The sequence below is a fragment of the Polaribacter gochangensis genome (assembly GCF_046224025.1).
Classification (GTDB): domain Bacteria; phylum Bacteroidota; class Bacteroidia; order Flavobacteriales; family Flavobacteriaceae; genus Polaribacter; species Polaribacter gochangensis.
The window spans coordinates 1-17,424 of the sequence record NZ_JBJXRF010000007.1 but is presented as its reverse complement, the minus strand read 5'-3'; the positions used below and the strand labels follow the sequence as shown (position 1 = coordinate 17,424).

Below are 17,424 nucleotides of genomic sequence, written 5' to 3'. Positions count from 1 at the left end.
ATCTGGGCATTTTTCTTATGAGCTCGAAGGTATTATTAAACTCGAAAGAAATTGAAATCATCTTACATCGACTAGCGTGTCAGCTTATCGAAAACCACAACGATTTTTCTAACACTGTTTTAATTGGTTTACAACCAAGAGGCATTTATTTGGCTAATAGAATTGCAGCTATTTTAATCAACGATTACCAGATTAAAGATTTAAAATTAGGCTTTTTAGACATCACTTTTTATAGAGACGATTTTAGAAGAAGAGATTCTCCGATTGATGCAAGTAGCACAAAAATCGACTTTTTAATTGAAGATAAAAACGTGGTTTTAATTGATGATGTTTTATTTTCTGGACGAAGTATTAGAGCTGGTTTGTCTGCAATCAACGATTTTGGAAGACCAAATTTGGTGGAATTATTAGTGTTAATCGATAGACGTTTTAGCAGGCATTTACCAATTCAGCCAAATTATAGAGGAAGACAAGTTGATGCCATCAACCAAGAAAAAGTAAAAGTTTGTTGGAAAGAAACACACAAAAAGGACGTAGTTTATTTAGAACAGAATTCATAAAATGAAACAACTAAGCGTAGACCATTTATTAGGCATAAAATATCTGAACAAAAACGATATTGATCTTATTTTTGAGACTGCCGATCATTTTAAAGAAGTAATCAATAGACCCATTAAAAAAGTTCCTTCACTCAGAGATATCACCATTGCCAATTTGTTTTTTGAGAATTCTACCAGAACAAAACTCTCTTTTGAACTAGCTGAAAAACGACTTTCTGCGGATATTATCAACTTTTCTGCAAGTCAATCTTCTGTCAAAAAAGGAGAAACTTTAATCGATACAGTAAACAATATTTTATCGATGAAAGTAGATATTGTAGTGATGCGTCATCCAAATGTTGGAGCGGGCGTTTTTTTATCAAAACATGTAAACGCAAAAATTATAAATGCTGGTGATGGAACACACGAACATCCAACACAAGCGTTGTTAGATTCGTATTCTATCAGAGAAAAATTAGGAAGTGTAAAAGGAAAAAAGATTGTCATTGTTGGAGATATTTTACATTCTAGAGTTGCATTATCAAACATTTTTGCACTGCAATTACAAGGCGCAGAAGTAAAAGTTTGCGGACCTACAACCTTAATACCGAAATACATTACAAGTTTAGGAGTTACCGTTGAAACCAACTTAAAAAAAGCATTGAACTGGTGTGATGTTGCCAACGTTTTACGCGTACAACACGAGCGAATGGATGTGAATTATTTTCCTTCAACCAGAGAATACACACAACTTTTCGGAATCAATCAACAAGTATTAGACAGCTTAGACAAGAAGATTGTGATTATGCACCCAGGACCGATAAATCGTGGTGTAGAAATTACAAGTGATGTTGCAGATTCTAACGAATCAATTATTTTAAATCAGGTTGAAAATGGTGTTGCAGTTAGAATGGCAGTTATTTATTTACTGGCGCAACAGATCAAAAGATAATTTATTTTCTTAATCCTTTTCTTATGAAAATTTCTCAAAAAGACAGTTATACACTTATTTCATCAACCGAAAATTCTTTTACCGAATTTATAAATGCGTTACAAGCAGAAAAATTAGATGTTGCAAAAAACCATACAGTTCTTGAACTTTCTGAAAACCTTAACACAACCTTAAACGATTTGTCTCTACTTTTGGATATTGCAACAGATTACAGAGCAAATGGCATGTCTTTTGTAGTAATTTGTACTGAAATTGACATTGACGAAATTCCTGATGAACTTAATGTTGTACCCACATTACACGAAGCAGAAGATGTTTTAGAAATGGAAGCAATAGAAAGAGATTTAGGTTTTTAAAAATCAATTTCTTTAATAAAATAACAACAACTAACAGATGGTAAAAAAACTACTTTTTATTCTTTTTTTATGTTTTTCTACAGCCGTTTTTTCTCAGAAAACGTTGCAAGAACTGGCTACTGCACCAAATCCATTTTTTAGTAAAACAACCATACAATTTAACACGACAAAAAATCAAACTGTATTTTTAGTCATTAAAAACCTACTAGGAAAAACTGTTTTTTCAAAAACCTACTCAACAAAAACTGGCATTAATAAAATTGCATTTAACAGAGGCAATTTACAACCTGGAATGTACATTTATGCCATCAGAAACAGCAATGAAATGATTTCGAAACGCTTTGTTATCAAATGAGTTTACAGTTAACTATTTTAGGGTGTCATTCTGCTACACCAAGAGTAAATGCACATCCAACAGCGCAATATTTAGAAATAAATAACAGTCATTTTTTAATTGATTGTGGTGAAGGAACCCAACGCCAAATGCGAAAATACAAAGTGGGTTTTGCTAAAATCAATCATATTTTTATTTCTCATTTACACGGCGATCATTTCTTTGGATTGATTGGCTTAATTTCTACATTTGGAATTTTAAATCGAGAAAAAGAGCTCCATATTTACGGTCCAAAAGGCATCAAAGAAGTTACCAATTTACAATTAAAAGTTTCGAAAACGTATTCGAAATTTGATGTTATTTTTCACGAATTAACATCAAAAAACAGCGAACTAATTTTTGAAGATGATAAGGTTTCTGTGAGTACAATTCCGTTAAACCACAGAGTGTATACAAACGGCTATTTGTTTAGAGAAAAAACTGCTGCTAGAAAATTGCACATAGAAAATGTTCAGCAATATCCCGAAATACAAACTTGCGATTATCACCATATCAAAGCAGGGAAAGATGTGGTTTTAGAAAGTGGAGAAGTCATCAAAAACGAAGAATTAACATTGCCGCCAGCTAAGACAAAAAGTTTTGCTTTTTGTAGCGATACTTCATACAAAGAAGACATTGTTCCGATTATAAAAGATGTAGATTTATTGTATCACGAAGCTACTTTTTTATCCGATAGAGAAGATTTGGCAAAAAAAACAAAACATTCTACAGCTAAACAAGCTGCACAAATTGCACTGCAAGCAAATGTAAATCAGCTAGTTATTGGCCATTATTCTAGTCGATACAAAAACATTGAATTATTTAAAGAAGAAGCTGAGCAATTTTTCTCGAAAGTTACTTTAGCAGAAGCTGGAAAAAAGATATCTTTATAAGGTAGTTTAACCCTTATCATAATTCAATTGGCATATCAATTTATAAACACAATTTATAACGAAATTTTTGATTCATATCCAGATATTGAAGTCAAAGAACACATCAATAAATTAATTGAACTTGATTATTATTACCCTTACAACACTACTTTTTTCTGTATTACAAATACGGCTAGTCAGAATTTTGAATTTATAAGTAAAAATTTTACTGCTTGCACAGGTTTATCAAAAGATAAAATGATGGAAGGTGGTATGGATTATTTTTGGTCGTTGTTTCATAAAGATGACATAAGTCCTTGGCTAGAATGCTTAAAAGAACTTATGAGTTTTACGATGCTAGAATTAACGGATGAGCAACGAAAAAGAATGAGTTACACTTGGAATTACAGGATAAAAAATGCGAAAGGAAATTATGTAACAATTATTCAGAATACTACTCCAATTCAGTTCGACGATCAAAACAAGCCGATGATAGGCTTGGCGCATTATACCGTATTAGAATGCGATTTAAACATGGATATTTGTGCTTGTGCAAAGTATTTGAATGATAAAAATGAGTACGAAACATTGTTTTATAAAAATGTTTCTAACACCTATTTGTTAGACGTTATTAGCAACAGAGAAAGGGATGTTATTCGGTTATTAATTACAAAAAAATCTAGCAAACAAATTGCAGACAGTTTAAATATTAGCAAGCATACGGTAGACACTCATAGAAGAAATATTTTAAAAAAACTACACCTTTCTTCTACTGCAGAACTTACAACTTACTTTAAAAACAATTCTAATTTAATTTAGTTTTTAGAAAATACTCATAATGAGTATTGCATCAAATTACTTGAACAGCTACATTTACACTGAAATTCAACGATAACTTTTTTTTGTAAATTGGATTGGCTTTTTAAAAGTATTTATTGGGGGATAAAGCATTTGAAAAAGAAAGTTCTCAAGCCAATTCAATTTACATTTTTTAATATTGATTGATGCTTAAAAGTACTAACGTACAAGCAACTTCTGTTTCAATATTCTTTTCTTTTAGCAACTTTTCAAATTCACTATTTTCTGTTCCAGGGTTAAAAATTACGCGTGTTGGTTTTAATTCTATAACATAGCCATAGTATTCTTTTTGCCTATTAGGATTTAAATACAAAGTTACTGTATCAACATTCTTAAATGGTACTTTTTCTACTTCAATTGTTACATCTAAAACAGTTCCTTTTTTTGCACCTACCGCAAAAACTTCAATTTTATTTGCTCTTAATTTTTGAATTGCTTTATTGGAGTAACGCTCAGTGTTTACAGACGCTCCTAGTACTAAAGTGGTTTTATTCATTTGTAAATATCAGCTAAAAAGTTAATTTTTATTTTTCAAGAATTACCAACGCATAATTACAGAACCCCAAGTAAATCCACTACCAAAAGCAGCCAGCACAACCAAATCGTTGTCTTTTATTTTACCTAATTCCCACGCTTCTGTTAAGGCAATAATTACAGACGCTGCAGTTGTGTTTCCATATTTCATAATATTATTAAACACTTTGTCGTCTTCTAATCTAAACTTGCGTTGAATGAATTGTGCGATTCTTAAATTTGCTTGATGCGGAATTAACATATCAATATCTTCTTTTTGCAAACCATTTGCTTCTAAGCCTTCTACAATGGCTTCAGAAAAACGAGTAATGGCGTGTTTAAACACAAATTGTCCGTTCATATACGGATAATAAGAAACATCATCAGGATTGTTTTCTTCCATAATTTCTGGAACCCAACGTTGTGTAGATGGTCCTTCTAAAACCAATTCTTTTGCATGTTTTCCTTCAGAATGTAAGTGAGAAGATAAAATTCCTTTTCCTTTTTCCTCAGATCTAGATAAAACCGCTGCTCCTGCTCCATCGCCAAAAATTACAGAAACATTTCTTCCTCTAGTAGAACGTTCTAAACCTCCAGAATGATTCTCTGCTCCTATGACTAAAATGTTTTTATACATCCCGGTTTTGATAAATTGATCTGCAACCGACATTGAATAAATAAAACCAGAGCATTGATTACGAACATCTAAAGCGCCAATTGTTGGCATTTCTAGCATTTCTTGAATTTGAACTCCTCCACCAGGAAAGTACATATCTGGACTTAAGGTTGCAAAAACTATAAAATCGATATCATCTTTGGTCAATCCTGCACGTTCAATTGCTATTTTAGCAGCTTTTGCTCCCATTACAGCAGTTGTATCTCCAGTTTTAGGATCTATCCATCTGCGCTCTTTAATTCCGGTTCTTTCTTGGATCCATTCATCACTCGTTTCCATCCATTGCTTTAAATCATCGTTCGTGACAACATTTTCTGGAACGTAATACCCTAAACCTGTTATTTTTGAATTATACATGTTTTATTTTCTTTTTTAATGTATTAAAATTTAGTCTATCAAACTTACTAAATTTATTTATATATTTACATCTTGTAACTTGGTTTACAAAAAGCACAAACAACTATAACCAAACTAAAAGGAGCGTCAATATTTTATATTGGCGTTTTTTTATGTCAGTTTGTCACAAATCTTCTTTTGGTATTTTATTTGACTATTAGTAATTGAAATAAACGAATTGTCAGTTCGAGTGAATTTTGAGGAACGATAAAATTAGTATCGAGAACAAAAGACTTCTCGATACAATTTTCAAAAAAGAAAATCAATCGAAGTGACAGTAATAAATTAAAAATCTAAAATAAATATAAAATTATGAGTAAAGGAAACATTAATGTATCGGTAGAAAATATTTTTCCGTTAATTAAAAAGTTCTTGTATTCTGATCACGAAATATTTTTACGTGAGTTAATTTCTAACGGAACAGACGCAACTACAAAATTAAAACACTTAATCGCTATCGGCGAAGCCAAAGTAGAATTAGGTGATGCGAAAATTGAAATTAGCATCGATAAAAAAAAGAAAACACTTACTATTAAAGATAACGGAATTGGAATGACGGCTGATGAAGTTGAAAAATACATCAACCAAATTGCATTTTCTGGTGCTGAAGAATTTTTAGAAAAATACAAAGACGACAATAACGATACTGGTGTAATTGGTCACTTCGGATTAGGTTTTTATTCTGCATTTATGGTTGCAGAAAAAGTAGAAATTATTACCAAATCATTTAAAGACGAGCCAGCTGCTCATTGGACCTGTGATGGATCTCCAGAATACACCATTGAAGCACACGACAAAACAGAAAGAGGAACAGAAATTATTTTACATATTTCTGATGATGAAAAAGACTTTTTAGAAGAATCTAAAATTTCTGGTTTGCTAAACAAGTACAATCGTTTTAATCAAGTTCCAATTAAATTCGGAACAAAAAAAGTAAACGATCCAGATTTTACGCCAAAAACTACAAAAGATAAAGACGGTAAAGAAACAACAGAACCACACAAACAAATTGAGGTTGATAATATCATCAACAATACAACACCAGCATGGACAAAAAAACCGGCTGATTTAGAAGACGAAGATTATAAAAACTTTTACAGAGAATTGTATCCAATGCAATTTGAAGAATCGTTATTTCACATCCATTTAAATGTTGATTATCCGTTTAACTTAACAGGGATTTTATTTTTCCCAAAGTTGAGTCCGAATATGGACATGCAAAAAGACAAGATTCAATTGTATCAAAATCAAGTTTTTGTAACGGATAATGTTGAAGGAATTGTGCCTGATTTCTTACAAATGCTAAAAGGTGTGATTGATTCTCCAGACATTCCTTTAAACGTTTCTCGTTCGTATTTACAAGCAGACGGAGCGGTGAAGAAGATTTCTGGATACATCACCAAAAAAGTAGCAGACAAATTAACATCGTTGTTTAAAAACAATCGTGAAGATTTTGAGCAAAAATGGAACGACATCAAAGTAATTATTGAATACGGAATGTTGTCTGAAGATAAATTCTTTGACAAAGCAAAAGGATTTGCATTGTATCCAACGGTAGATGATAAATTCTTTACGTTTGATGAATTGAAAGAAAAAACAAAAGATGCTCAGACTGATAAAGATGGAAATCATGTTATTTTATATGCAGCAAATAAAGAAGCACAACACAGTTATATTCAAGATGCAAAAGCAAAAGGATATGAAGTGTTATTGTTAGATTCTCCAATTGTTGGTCACTTAATTCAGAAGTTAGAAACTAGCAACGAAAAAGTAAAATTTGCGCGTGTTGATGCTGATCATATTGACAATTTAATTAAGAAAGACGACACGGTTATTTCTAAATTATCTGACGAAGAAAAAGACAAATTAAAACCAATTATAGAAGCTGCTGTACCAAAAGAAACGTACACAGTTCAATTAGAAGCGATGGATTCTTCTGCGTCTCCGTTTTTAATTACCGTTCCAGAATTTATGCGTAGAATGAAAGAAATGAGCGCATCTGGTGGCGGAATGATGGGAATGGGAAATATGCCAGACATGTACAATTTGGTAGTAAACACAAACCACCCTTTGGTTGGTGAAATTTTAAACACCAAAACTGCTAAAAAACAAGAACGCTTAATTAAACAATCTTTTGATTTGGCAAAGTTGTCTCAAAACCTATTACACGGTGAAGAGTTAACGAATTTTATAAAACGTTCTTACGAACTAATTAAATAGATAACTTGTCATTACTGCGCAAGCAGGAATCTCATAAATAACCCAAAACCTCTTTGTGCAAACAGAGAGGTTTTTTCTTACTTGACTTTTTGCTAAAAAAAGGCTAACTTCGTTTAACTGCTGATATAAAAACGTTCGATATCAGAATAGTTGTGCTCCATACCTAAAAACCATAGAAATAAGTAAAATACTATGAGTGACATAAAGAAAATAACCGATAAATTAATTGAGTTTAGAAATGAACGTGATTGGGAACAATTCCACAATCCAAAAGATTTAGCTCTAGCAATAAATATCGAATCAAGTGAATTACTTGAAGAATTCTTGTGGAAAAAATCTGAAGACGCTAAAATTGAAAAAGTAAAAGAAGAATTAGCTGACGTTTTTGCCTACGCCTTTTTACTTGCAGATAAATATGCCTTTGATGTAAAACAAATAGTTCTTGATAAAATAAAAAGTAACGGAGAAAAATACCCAATTGATAAAGCAAAAGGAACAGCTAAAAAGTATAATGACCTATGAATTTATCCTTTGGCTTATCAGTAGAAGTCTCTGAAAAATATGATTTTAATAAAAAATCATTAGATAAAATAAATGAAAACCCTTGGGTAAAAAACCAATGGCCTTTAGTTTATTTTATACAAAACGAAAGTAAACGTGTTGCTTATGTTGGTGAATCAACGAATTTTTCTAACCGGATCAAAAACCATTTAGCAAATCCAAAAAAAAGTAATGCATTCAATAAGATATCTATTATTGGTTCAGATAAGTTCAACAAGTCTGCCACACTTGATATCGAGTCAAAATTAATCCAATATATTTCATCAGAAGGAACCTATGAATTACAAAACGGAAATCACGGATTAATCAACCATAATTATTATCAGCAAGACTTATATAAAAACCTATTTATAGATATTTGGGGCAAACTGATTGAAAATAAGATTGTCAGTAAAACTTTAAATGAAATAGAGAATTCTGAGCTTTTTAAATACTCTCCATATAAATCACTTAACGAAGACCAATACAATTCTGTTTTAGAAATTATTGGAGCTTTAACTGAAAATAAATCGAATAAAATTTTCATTAAAGGAAGTGCAGGTACAGGGAAAACCATTCTCGCTACATATTTAATAAAACTACTTGGCTCTGATGTTTCTGACACTAATATAGATGATTTTAGTGATAATGAAATTCAAGAAATTAACTTAATACGAGCATATAAAATAAAATACCCAAAAGCAGAAATTGGATTTGTTGTCGCAATGAGTTCTTTACGAAAGACTTTGCAAAATGTATTTAGAAAAATCCCAGAATTAAAATCATCAATGATAATTAGTCCCTCAGACACTTTTAAAAAAGAATATGACCTACTAATTGTTGATGAAGCTCATCGACTAAGACAATATAAAAATATTGGATGGATGGGAGTTTTTAAAAAGAACAACCGAAAACTTGGACTTGACGATACAGGTACTGAATTAGATTGGATCATTGCAAATAGTAAGAATCAAATATTTTTTTACGATTCAGCACAATCTGTTAAACCTTCGGATATTCCTTCATCTCATTTTGATAAATTATTAAACGAACCCAATACAATAGAAATAGAACTTAAATCACAAATGCGTTCTAACGGAGGAAACGACTATATCACATTTGTAGATGACTTGCTAAATATTAAACGAGAGAATAACGATTTTTATAGCCCAAACAACTATGATGTTCTTGTTTTTGATTCTATGAAAGATATGTATGAGCAATTATCTGTCAAGGAAGAAAAACATGGTTTATGTAGGCTCATTGCTGGTTATTCTTGGCCTTGGCTATCAGACCCAAAGAAAAAGCCAAAACCAGACCTTAATGCAGTTGATATAGCAATTGATGGTGTTGAATTACAATGGAATAAAACTGATAAAGACTGGATAAATTCAGAAGACTCTTTTAAACAGGTTGGGTGCATACATACAACACAAGGATATGATCTGAATTATACAGGGGTTATTTTTGGCGAGGAAATATTGTTTAACAAAACAACTCAAGAAATTGAAATTGATAAATCAAAGTATTTTGATAAAAACGGAAAAAGAGGTATAGAGGATATAGAGAAGTTAAAAGAATATATAATTAATATTTACAAAACGATAATGTTTAGAGGTATAAAAGGTGTTTATATTTATGCTTGTGACAAAAATTTACGCGAATATTTTAAAGAACATATTTCTACTTATAAATCTGAAAGCATACTAAGAATATTGCCATTTACAGATGTTAAACCTTATGTTAACGCAGTTCCAATATTTAACATCTATGCTGCAGCCGGTGACTTTAGTGATTTGCAAATCCAATCTAAATATGAAAATTATGAATGGGTAGAATTACCAATTAACATATCTGCAAGAGAAGATTATTTTGTATGTCAAATTATTGGTGAATCAATGAATAAAAAAATAGAAAATGGCTCTTGGTGTCTTTTTAAAAAATATTCTGGAGGCACACGAGAAGGAAAAATTGTTTTAGCACAACATTATAATATTCAAGATTCTGATTTTGGTGCTGGTTATACTATCAAGGAATATCATAGTGAAAAAAATATATCTGAAAATAGTTGGTCACATAAATCAATTGTTCTAAAACCTCTATCTTTTGACTCTTCATTTCACCCAATAGAATTAAAAGATGAAGAATTGACAGATTTAAAAATAATTGGTGAATTCATAACAGAATTAAATCTATAGTAAAGTACGAAAACACAACAACGTATATAAAAAATAGCGGTTTAAGTGTTAAACGAAAATGAGTATTATAAATTTAAGGTCAGTAAAAATCCGAAAAGTTAGTGTAAGAAAATCCGCTATTATTCTTACACAAAACCGTTAAACGAAACATCCAAATTGCACAACATTACCAAAGCCAAACCAACAGACGCAAAAATCTTAGCAGAACTTGCTAAAGAAACTTTTTTACCAGCGCACGGACATTCTGCTTCTAAAGAAGATGTAGATTTTTATGTTTCAGAAAATTTTAATGAAGCTAAGTTTAAAGTAGAAATCTCAAACACTGAGAATCATTATTATTTGATATATCACAAGAATAAACTGGCAGGATATTCTAAAATTACACTCAATACACCCAACAAAAATATAACTTCAAATACTGTAACTTGCTTAAGCAGATTGTATGTTCTTAAAGAATTTTATGGTTTGCAATTAGGAAAAGCATTGTTCCATTTTAATATTGAACTTGCTAAACAACACCAACAACAAGGAATGTGGTTGTATGTTTGGATAGAAAACAAACGCGCCATTAATTTTTACACCAAAATGGGTTTTACAATTGTAGGAACTTACGGCTTTAGAATTTCTGCCACACATACAAATCCGAATCATGTTATGTATCTCGCCTTTTAAAAATTATTGCTAGTTTAATACTCTTTTTTATTGCACTTACTTCTTTTCACTATCTTTGAATAAAAGAAATTAAGATGAATAGAAAATGGAAATTTGTGATATATCCAATAATATTAGTTGGTATTATCTATCTAAAGTTTTTTAACCAAACAACTCACAGCTTTATACAAAAGTACAATGAGTTACAATCTTTTGTAGCTTTCTTAATTTTTTACATCTCTGTTGTTTTTACGGCAAATCTGGCAAAATACCTGTATTCTAAAAAAAATAAAATTTCTACAGGCAAAAAAAACAACGTCCATTTCGGAATCGAAAATATTGCTAATTTTACCGTTGGGATTGCTGTAATTATAATGCTTATCAGTTTTTTTAGCGGCGTAAATCCAAAAGACTTAATCACATCATTAACCATTGTTGCAGCAGCAATTGCAATTTTGACAAAAGAATATATTGTTGATTTTATCAGCGGAATTTATCTAAGTTTTTCGAATACTTTTGAAATTGGCGATTATGTAAAAATTGATCATTTAAAAGGTAAAATTGTAGAAATTAGCATGTTAAAAGTAAAGGTTTTAAATGATGATGATGACATTGTTATCATTCCAAACTCTAAAGTACATTACAACGAAATTATCAACTACACCAAAAGAGATGCTCGATTTATGACGGTGGATTTTCAAATTGCTTTAAAATATATTGATAGTGTTGAGCTACTTGAAAAGGAGATTATTTCTTCACTTAAAAGTTTCAGTCAATATATTGAGCCAAAAACATACAATTTAAAAGTGGTAGAAATGAAAGTTGATTATTTAGATCTTAAATTTCAGTACACTTTAAAACAGGTTGATATGGATATGCAACGAAAAATTAGAAAACAAACGATTAGAGAAGTTTTTAATTTTATTTCTAGCAAAAAAGAACTTCCCGTGGCAAACACACCATCACAAACCAATATTAATAATTGATAATCAACAAATTAACTATTTTTTTCTTTTGTAAAATCAACACAACTTTTAAGTATGTTTGCAAAAAAAATACAGCTATAATTGTATTGTTAAATCAAAAATAGAAATGTTACAAAATATAGAAAACATAGAACTTAAATTTTTAACGCTTGATGATTACAAAGCTTTAAAAAGTGCAATGATTGAAGCCTATGCAACGATGCCAGATTCGTATTGGAGCGAATCGCAAATAAAATCGTTAATTGATAAGTTTCCTGAAGGCCAAGTAGTTATTAAAATTAATGGCGAGTTAGCAGGTTGTGCTTTATCTATTATTGTAGATTATGATAGTTTTGATGACAAACATACCTACGAAGATATTACTGGAAAATACACCTTTGATACACATAAAAAAGACGGAGATGTTTTGTACGGAATCGATGTATTTATCAAAGCAGAATACAGAGGTTTACGCTTAGGGAGAAGGTTATACGATTACAGAAAAGAACTTGCAGAAAAATTAAATTTACGAGGCATTGCATTTGGAGGAAGAATTCCGAATTATCATACATTTTCTGAAACTTTATCGCCAAAAGAATACATCGAAAAAGTAAAACGTAAAGAAATCAATGACCCGGTTTTAAACTTTCAAATATCAAATGATTTTCATCCAACAAAAATTTTAAATGGTTATTTAGAAGGCGATGAAAATTCTGGAGAATTTGCTGTATTATTAGAATGGGACAATATTTACTACAAAAAGAAATCTAAAAAAGCAGCGACTAAAAAAACGGTGGTTCGCTTGGGGCTAATTCAATGGCAAATGCGTTTGTATAAAGATTTGGAAGAATTAATGCAACAAGCAGAGTATTTTGTAGATGCAGTTTCTGCATATCGTTCAGATTTTGCATTGTTTCCAGAGTTTTTTAATGCGCCATTAATGGCAGATAATAATCACTTACCAGAATCTGAAGCAATTAGAGAATTGGCAAAATACACACCAAAAATTGTTCAGAAATTTTCTGAGTTGGCAATTACATACAACATCAATATTATTACCGGAAGCATGCCAGAGCTTAAAGAAGGATTGCTGTACAATGTTGGTTATATCTGTAAAAGAGACGGCACAACAGATCGTTATGAAAAATTGCATGTTACTCCAGATGAAGCAAAAGTTTGGGGAATGCAAGGCGGAAATGAACTGAAAACTTTTGACACTGATTGTGGTAAAATTGGAGTTCTAATTTGTTACGATTCTGAATTTCCAGAATTAAGCAGATTGTTAGCTGATGAAGGCATGGATATTTTGTTTATCCCATTTTTAACAGACACACAAAATGGTTATTCTAGAGTGCGTCATTGCGCACAAGCAAGAGCTATAGAAAACGAATGTTATGTTGCCATTGCTGGTAGCGTGGGTAATTTACCTAAAGTAAATAATATGGACATTCAGTTTGCACAATCGATGGTTTTTACGCCCTGTGATTTTTCGTTTCCTGCCAACGGAATTAAAGCTGAAGCAACAACCAATACCGAAATGATTTTAATTGCTGATGTTGATTTAGATTTGCTAAAAGATTTGAATCAATTTGGAAGTGTACGAAATTTAAAAGACCGTAGAAAAGATCTTTTTGAATTAAAGAAAAAATAAATTATGATAAAAAACCTCCTTGTTTTCACAAAGAGGTTTTTTATCAATCACTCTTATGAAGTTTAAAAAAATTGTTTACTGGTTTCCCAAAAACTTCAGATAATTTTAAGGCCAAAACAGTTGAAGGAACATACCTATTTGCTTCAATAGAATTAATAGTTTGCCTAGAAACACCAATCTTTTTAGCTAAATCATCTTGAGTTAAATTTAAAATAGCACGTTCTACTTTTATGGTGTTTTCCATTATCTAAAACGTTTTAAATTATGAAAAAATAATAGTTGAATCATTAGCATAAAAAGTAATACTTGAAAATCGCCTAAGTTTTTAAATTCCGAAACATTAGACTCAACAACACTATCTACTCCAAATTCTACATAAGGCATTACCAAAGCATACACAACACCTATTATAAAAGCTATCGCATACGATTGTGCTCGTAATGCAATGATCATTTCGTCTTCTTCTTTATCTTTAGAAATCGACATTACCAACATGCCTATTAACAATGTTTTTTGTAGTAATAATTTTAACCACTCTGTATCTCCCTCTAATGCAAAAGCTCTTACAAACATCATAATGATTGATGCAAATCCTAGTACTACTCCAACTGGCATAAATTTAGATGACAATCTAAAATTTGCAAGTTTTGTAAATCGTTTTTGTTCGCATTCTATTATTTTATTCACACTCATAATTGACAAATATATTTTATATTAAGTAAAATTATTTTTACCATATGGCAAATATACTTTACATTTATGAATTTTCAAAATCTTGGGTTAAAATTTTAGTATATTTGATAAAACTCAATCATAAAAAATGAAAAATATCCTATTCTTTTTATTTACAACTACTTTTGCTGTTGCGCAAACAAACACAGAAGTATATCTTTTTAATCTAGACAAAAATAACGGAAATTGGTCTGTTGGTAACGGGAAAAATATTTCAAATAATCCAGGATACGATAGTCAGCCATATTTTTATTCAAATAATTTAGTTATTTTTTCATCAACCAGAAATAAACAAACAGATATTGCAGCATACAATATAAAAACTGGGGAAATTAAATTTATAAATACTACACCAAATGGCGGAGAATATTCGCCGCAACGAATTCCGAAATCTAAAGATATTTCTGCGGTAAGACTAGATACTGATGGTTTACAACGATTTTACAAATACAATTACAAAACTGGTGAAAGCACAGAAATTATTGCAGATTTAAAAGTGGCATATCCGATGTGGCTCGATAAAAACACAACGATAAATGTTGTTATTGTCGGTGAAGATTTAGATTTAATAAAAAGCGAATTAAAGTTAAATAGAAATACAACAATTCAGAAAAAAGTAGGAAGATCTGTACATCATATTCCGAATACTACTTTTGTGAGTTATATCAACAAAGAAAAGGAACAATGGGAAGTTACAATGTTTAACCCCAACAATGGAGAACGAAGAAAAATTATTGAAACTATTGGTAAAAAAGAAGATATTTGTTGGTTACCAGACGGCACCTTATTAATGGCTGTAGGAAACACTTTAATGAAATTTAACCCTGCAACGGATAAAAATTGGAGTATTTTTCATACGTTTCCAAAAAACAAATTTAAAAATATTTCGAGAATTTTGGTCAATTCAAGAGGCACACAATTAGCTTTGGTTTCAGATTAAAATTAATGTAGTTTTTTTTCGAAAAATCCTTTTATGAAGAGTATTTGGACTAACAAAAACAATCCAAAAATTACTGTAATAATAAATATAGTATTAGAAACTGCTAGATTTTCAAAAGCACTAGAAAAACTCAATTTAGTTAGAAAAGAGAAATCTAGTTTTGGTAATGTAACTATTTCTTCTTTGTTGGTATTGGTATTAAAAGGAACAAGCACAACTGTTATTATAGATAATGCAACAAAAAACCAACCTTTTTTAGAAATTAACGGCTTGTAAACAAGTGTGCTTTTTACAGGTGCTAATTGAGCAATAGATTTCATTAATTTTGATGTAAAATCTACTGAAGGAGTTTCTGTCGGAATCTCTTTTACATACTTTTTTGCAAAAGCATCTATTTCTTTAATGTGCTTATTTTCTCCCATAATGACTAATTAATGCTGGTTCTACTGTATTCTTTACAATACTCAATAATTTTTTACGAGCTCTGTGTAATTTTACTTTTACGTTTGCCTCACCCATAGAAGTAATTTCTGTAATTTCTTTTAAACTTAACTCTTTAAAATAAAAAAACAACAACATTGCTTTTTCATCTTCTGGTAATTGTTCTAAACAATCGTTTATGATTTCTGCTCTTTCTTCTCTTTCTATTCCATCTAAAACAGTTTCTACAGATGAAATATAATTAATTGTAATTTCATCAATAGGTATATTATTTTTTTGATTCGAATTCTTTTTTATTGCATCCAAACAGGTGTTGTAAGCAATTTTATACAACCAAGTAGAAAATTTTGAATCGCCTTTAAATTTCGATAAATATTTATAGGCTTTTAAAAAAGCATCTTGCGAAACCTCTTCTGCCACTTCTCTACTCTTTACCATTTTTAGTGCCAGCGTAAAAACCATATCCTTATACTTATCAATTAAGAAAGCAAAAGCAGTAGAATCTCCTTTAAGGGTGTTTTCTATATAGTTTTCTTCAGTTAGCTTGGTCATTAGTATCTTTGACTTATAAGATATAAAAAAGGTTACAAATTTTTCAAAAAATATAATACAAATTAAAGATTTCTCAACTTCACTTTGTTTCGCTCAAAATGTCAATAGCATGTCATCTCGACCGCAGCGGAGAGATCTTACTCTCAATAAACAAATAAAGATTTCTCGACTTCGTTTCACTTCGCTCGAAATGACAAAGCACTTTTGCATCCACTAAACTCAAAAAAAGAACGCACTGTCATCTCGAACGTGGCGGAGAGATCTTACTCTCAATAAACAAATAAAGATTTCTCGACTTCGTTTCACTTCGCTCGAAATGACAAAGCACTTTTGCATCCACTAAACTCAAAAAAAGAACGCACTGTCATCTCGACCATGGCGGAGAGATCTTACTCTCAATAAACAAATAAAGATTTCTCGACTTCGTTTCACTTCGCTCGAAATGACAAATAATTTATAACAAGGTTGAGAAACCTAAAAAGTATTTATAAATTTAAACTCTATGAAAAAAACAAAAGGAACACATAATTATTATGTGTATATAATTACCAATAAAAATAAAACTGTATTATATATTGGAGTTACCAATGAATTAAAAACAAGATTATATTATCATGCCAATCCTGAAGCAAATTCAAAACATTTTTCACATAAATATAATTGTAAGTATTTAGTTTATTTTGAACATTACCAAAAAATTGACATCGCTATTGAAAGAGAAAAACAATTAAAACGATGGAATAGAAAAAAGAAAGAATTTCTTATAAATCTTAAAAACCCAGATTGGATTTTTTTAAACAATGATATTTAATATATAGATTTCTCAACTTCACTTTGTTTTGTTCAAAATGTCAATAGCATGTCATCTCGACCGCAGCGGAGAGATCTTACTCTCAATAAATAAATAAAGATTTCTCGACTTCGTTTCACTTCGCTCGAAATGACAAAGCACTTTTGCATCCACTAAACTCAAAAAAAGAACGCACTGTCATCTCGACC

At 30.6% G+C, this 17,424-nt stretch carries 20 protein-coding genes; 14 read left to right on the top strand and 6 right to left on the bottom strand.

Annotated features, from left to right (window positions below; translation table 11 throughout):
* Window positions 1–17: 17 nt before the first annotated feature.
* The 6 genes from pyrR to ACEWL1_RS11910 are packed head-to-tail and all read left to right on the top strand — an operon-like array spanning window position 18 to window position 3,911.
* Window positions 18–560: a bifunctional pyr operon transcriptional regulator/uracil phosphoribosyltransferase PyrR gene (pyrR, locus tag ACEWL1_RS11935; protein WP_409233532.1), complete on the top strand. Its 543-nt coding sequence runs from the start codon at window positions 18–20 to the stop codon at window positions 558–560.
* A gap of 1 nt (window position 561) precedes the next feature.
* Entirely contained in the window at window positions 562–1,491 is a 930-nt protein-coding gene (locus ACEWL1_RS11930; protein WP_301401123.1) for an aspartate carbamoyltransferase catalytic subunit, read from the top strand.
* Window positions 1,492–1,514: 23 nt separating this feature from the next.
* Window positions 1,515–1,847, top strand: coding sequence for a hypothetical protein (locus tag ACEWL1_RS11925; protein ID WP_409233531.1), 333 nt, complete (start codon window positions 1,515–1,517; stop codon window positions 1,845–1,847).
* A 37-nt stretch (window positions 1,848–1,884) separates the two neighbouring features.
* The gene (locus ACEWL1_RS11920; protein ID WP_409233530.1) at window positions 1,885–2,202 is read left to right on the top strand and encodes a T9SS type A sorting domain-containing protein; all 318 of its coding nucleotides are present in this window, start codon (window positions 1,885–1,887) and stop codon (window positions 2,200–2,202) included.
* Window positions 2,199–3,113: a ribonuclease Z gene (locus tag ACEWL1_RS11915; RefSeq protein WP_409233529.1), complete on the top strand. Its 915-nt coding sequence runs from the start codon at window positions 2,199–2,201 to the stop codon at window positions 3,111–3,113. Before ACEWL1_RS11920 ends, ACEWL1_RS11915 begins: the two co-directional genes overlap by 4 nt.
* Window positions 3,114–3,140: 27 nt before the next feature.
* Entirely contained in the window at window positions 3,141–3,911 is a 771-nt protein-coding gene (locus ACEWL1_RS11910) for a response regulator transcription factor (protein ID WP_409233528.1), read from the top strand.
* Window positions 3,912–4,083: 172 nt separating this feature from the next.
* On the opposite strand, the gene ACEWL1_RS11905 is transcribed toward ACEWL1_RS11910, so the two are convergent.
* On the bottom strand, window positions 4,084–4,446 hold the full coding sequence (locus ACEWL1_RS11905; RefSeq protein ID WP_409233527.1) for a CoA-binding protein: 363 nt from the start codon (window positions 4,444–4,446) through the stop codon (window positions 4,084–4,086).
* Between the two features lie 42 nt (window positions 4,447–4,488).
* On the bottom strand, window positions 4,489–5,496 hold the full coding sequence (locus tag ACEWL1_RS11900; RefSeq protein WP_409233526.1) for a 3-oxoacyl-ACP synthase III family protein: 1,008 nt from the start codon (window positions 5,494–5,496) through the stop codon (window positions 4,489–4,491).
* Window positions 5,497–5,847: 351 nt separating this feature from the next.
* Between ACEWL1_RS11900 and htpG the strand changes: the two genes are divergently transcribed.
* The 6 genes from htpG (at window position 5,848) to ACEWL1_RS11870 (ending at window position 13,760) form a co-directional block, all read left to right on the top strand.
* Window positions 5,848–7,755: a molecular chaperone HtpG gene (gene htpG / locus ACEWL1_RS11895; RefSeq protein WP_409233525.1), complete on the top strand. Its 1,908-nt coding sequence runs from the start codon at window positions 5,848–5,850 to the stop codon at window positions 7,753–7,755.
* Between the two features lie 192 nt (window positions 7,756–7,947).
* Window positions 7,948–8,277, top strand: coding sequence for a nucleotide pyrophosphohydrolase (locus ACEWL1_RS11890; protein ID WP_409233524.1), 330 nt, complete (start codon window positions 7,948–7,950; stop codon window positions 8,275–8,277).
* A complete protein-coding gene (locus tag ACEWL1_RS11885; RefSeq protein WP_409233523.1) occupies window positions 8,274–10,493 on the top strand; it encodes a DNA/RNA helicase domain-containing protein in 2,220 nt (739 codons plus the stop codon). Before ACEWL1_RS11890 ends, ACEWL1_RS11885 begins: the two co-directional genes overlap by 4 nt.
* Before the next feature lie 156 nt (window positions 10,494–10,649).
* Window positions 10,650–11,165 carry a GNAT family N-acetyltransferase gene (locus ACEWL1_RS11880; RefSeq protein ID WP_409233522.1) on the top strand — a complete coding sequence of 172 codons (516 nt, stop codon included), beginning with the start codon at window positions 10,650–10,652 and terminating at the stop codon, window positions 11,163–11,165.
* Between the two features lie 74 nt (window positions 11,166–11,239).
* Window positions 11,240–12,130, top strand: a complete 891-nt coding sequence (locus ACEWL1_RS11875; RefSeq protein WP_409233521.1) for a mechanosensitive ion channel family protein — start codon at window positions 11,240–11,242, stop codon at window positions 12,128–12,130.
* A gap of 106 nt (window positions 12,131–12,236) precedes the next feature.
* Window positions 12,237–13,760 (top strand): bifunctional GNAT family N-acetyltransferase/carbon-nitrogen hydrolase family protein, encoded by a 1,524-nt coding sequence (locus tag ACEWL1_RS11870; RefSeq protein ID WP_409233520.1) that lies wholly within the window; start codon window positions 12,237–12,239, stop codon window positions 13,758–13,760.
* A gap of 43 nt (window positions 13,761–13,803) precedes the next feature.
* On the opposite strand, the gene ACEWL1_RS11865 is transcribed toward ACEWL1_RS11870, so the two are convergent.
* Complete coding sequence (locus ACEWL1_RS11865) at window positions 13,804–14,004, bottom strand: helix-turn-helix transcriptional regulator (RefSeq protein ID WP_409233519.1); 201 nt, start codon at window positions 14,002–14,004, stop codon at window positions 13,804–13,806.
* Window positions 14,004–14,453 carry a hypothetical protein gene (locus tag ACEWL1_RS11860; RefSeq protein WP_409233518.1) on the bottom strand — a complete coding sequence of 150 codons (450 nt, stop codon included), beginning with the start codon at window positions 14,451–14,453 and terminating at the stop codon, window positions 14,004–14,006. Before ACEWL1_RS11860 ends, ACEWL1_RS11865 begins: the two co-directional genes overlap by 1 nt.
* Before the next feature lie 127 nt (window positions 14,454–14,580).
* On the opposite strand from ACEWL1_RS11860, the gene ACEWL1_RS11855 reads away from it, so the two are divergent.
* Entirely contained in the window at window positions 14,581–15,432 is an 852-nt protein-coding gene (locus ACEWL1_RS11855) for a TolB family protein (protein WP_409233517.1), read from the top strand.
* A gap of 2 nt (window positions 15,433–15,434) precedes the next feature.
* Here the strand turns inward: ACEWL1_RS11855 and ACEWL1_RS11850 are convergent, their stop codons facing one another.
* A complete protein-coding gene (locus ACEWL1_RS11850; RefSeq protein WP_409233516.1) occupies window positions 15,435–15,854 on the bottom strand; it encodes a hypothetical protein in 420 nt (139 codons plus the stop codon).
* Window positions 15,841–16,425 (bottom strand): RNA polymerase sigma factor, encoded by a 585-nt coding sequence (locus ACEWL1_RS11845; protein ID WP_409233515.1) that lies wholly within the window; start codon window positions 16,423–16,425, stop codon window positions 15,841–15,843. The genes ACEWL1_RS11850 and ACEWL1_RS11845 overlap by 14 nt, the downstream gene beginning before the upstream one ends.
* Window positions 16,426–16,927: 502 nt before the next feature.
* Between ACEWL1_RS11845 and ACEWL1_RS11840 the strand changes: the two genes are divergently transcribed.
* The gene (locus tag ACEWL1_RS11840) at window positions 16,928–17,236 is read left to right on the top strand and encodes a GIY-YIG nuclease family protein (RefSeq protein ID WP_409233514.1); all 309 of its coding nucleotides are present in this window, start codon (window positions 16,928–16,930) and stop codon (window positions 17,234–17,236) included.
* The last annotated feature ends 188 nt before the right edge of the window (window positions 17,237–17,424 follow it).

Excerpts from the sequence above, each read along its gene's own strand:
- pyrR (WP_409233532.1), top strand. The coding sequence starts at position 18 with ATGAGCTCGAAGGTATTATTAAACTCGAAAGAAATTGAAATCATCTTA.
- ACEWL1_RS11930 (WP_301401123.1), top strand. The coding sequence starts at position 562 with ATGAAACAACTAAGCGTAGACCATTTATTAGGCATAAAATATCTGAAC.
- ACEWL1_RS11925 (WP_409233531.1), top strand. The coding sequence starts at position 1,515 with ATGAAAATTTCTCAAAAAGACAGTTATACACTTATTTCATCAACCGAA.
- ACEWL1_RS11920 (WP_409233530.1), top strand. The coding sequence starts at position 1,885 with ATGGTAAAAAAACTACTTTTTATTCTTTTTTTATGTTTTTCTACAGCC.
- ACEWL1_RS11915 (WP_409233529.1), top strand. The coding sequence starts at position 2,199 with ATGAGTTTACAGTTAACTATTTTAGGGTGTCATTCTGCTACACCAAGA.
- ACEWL1_RS11905 (WP_409233527.1), bottom strand. The coding sequence starts at position 4,446 with ATGAATAAAACCACTTTAGTACTAGGAGCGTCTGTAAACACTGAGCGT.
- ACEWL1_RS11900 (WP_409233526.1), bottom strand. The coding sequence starts at position 5,496 with ATGTATAATTCAAAAATAACAGGTTTAGGGTATTACGTTCCAGAAAAT.
- htpG (WP_409233525.1), top strand. The coding sequence starts at position 5,848 with ATGAGTAAAGGAAACATTAATGTATCGGTAGAAAATATTTTTCCGTTA.
- ACEWL1_RS11890 (WP_409233524.1), top strand. The coding sequence starts at position 7,948 with ATGAGTGACATAAAGAAAATAACCGATAAATTAATTGAGTTTAGAAAT.
- ACEWL1_RS11885 (WP_409233523.1), top strand. The coding sequence starts at position 8,274 with ATGAATTTATCCTTTGGCTTATCAGTAGAAGTCTCTGAAAAATATGAT.
- ACEWL1_RS11875 (WP_409233521.1), top strand. The coding sequence starts at position 11,240 with ATGAATAGAAAATGGAAATTTGTGATATATCCAATAATATTAGTTGGT.
- ACEWL1_RS11870 (WP_409233520.1), top strand. The coding sequence starts at position 12,237 with ATGTTACAAAATATAGAAAACATAGAACTTAAATTTTTAACGCTTGAT.
- ACEWL1_RS11865 (WP_409233519.1), bottom strand. The coding sequence starts at position 14,004 with ATGGAAAACACCATAAAAGTAGAACGTGCTATTTTAAATTTAACTCAA.
- ACEWL1_RS11860 (WP_409233518.1), bottom strand. The coding sequence starts at position 14,453 with ATGAGTGTGAATAAAATAATAGAATGCGAACAAAAACGATTTACAAAA.
- ACEWL1_RS11855 (WP_409233517.1), top strand. The coding sequence starts at position 14,581 with ATGAAAAATATCCTATTCTTTTTATTTACAACTACTTTTGCTGTTGCG.
- ACEWL1_RS11850 (WP_409233516.1), bottom strand. The coding sequence starts at position 15,854 with ATGGGAGAAAATAAGCACATTAAAGAAATAGATGCTTTTGCAAAAAAG.
- ACEWL1_RS11845 (WP_409233515.1), bottom strand. The coding sequence starts at position 16,425 with ATGACCAAGCTAACTGAAGAAAACTATATAGAAAACACCCTTAAAGGA.
- ACEWL1_RS11840 (WP_409233514.1), top strand. The coding sequence starts at position 16,928 with ATGAAAAAAACAAAAGGAACACATAATTATTATGTGTATATAATTACC.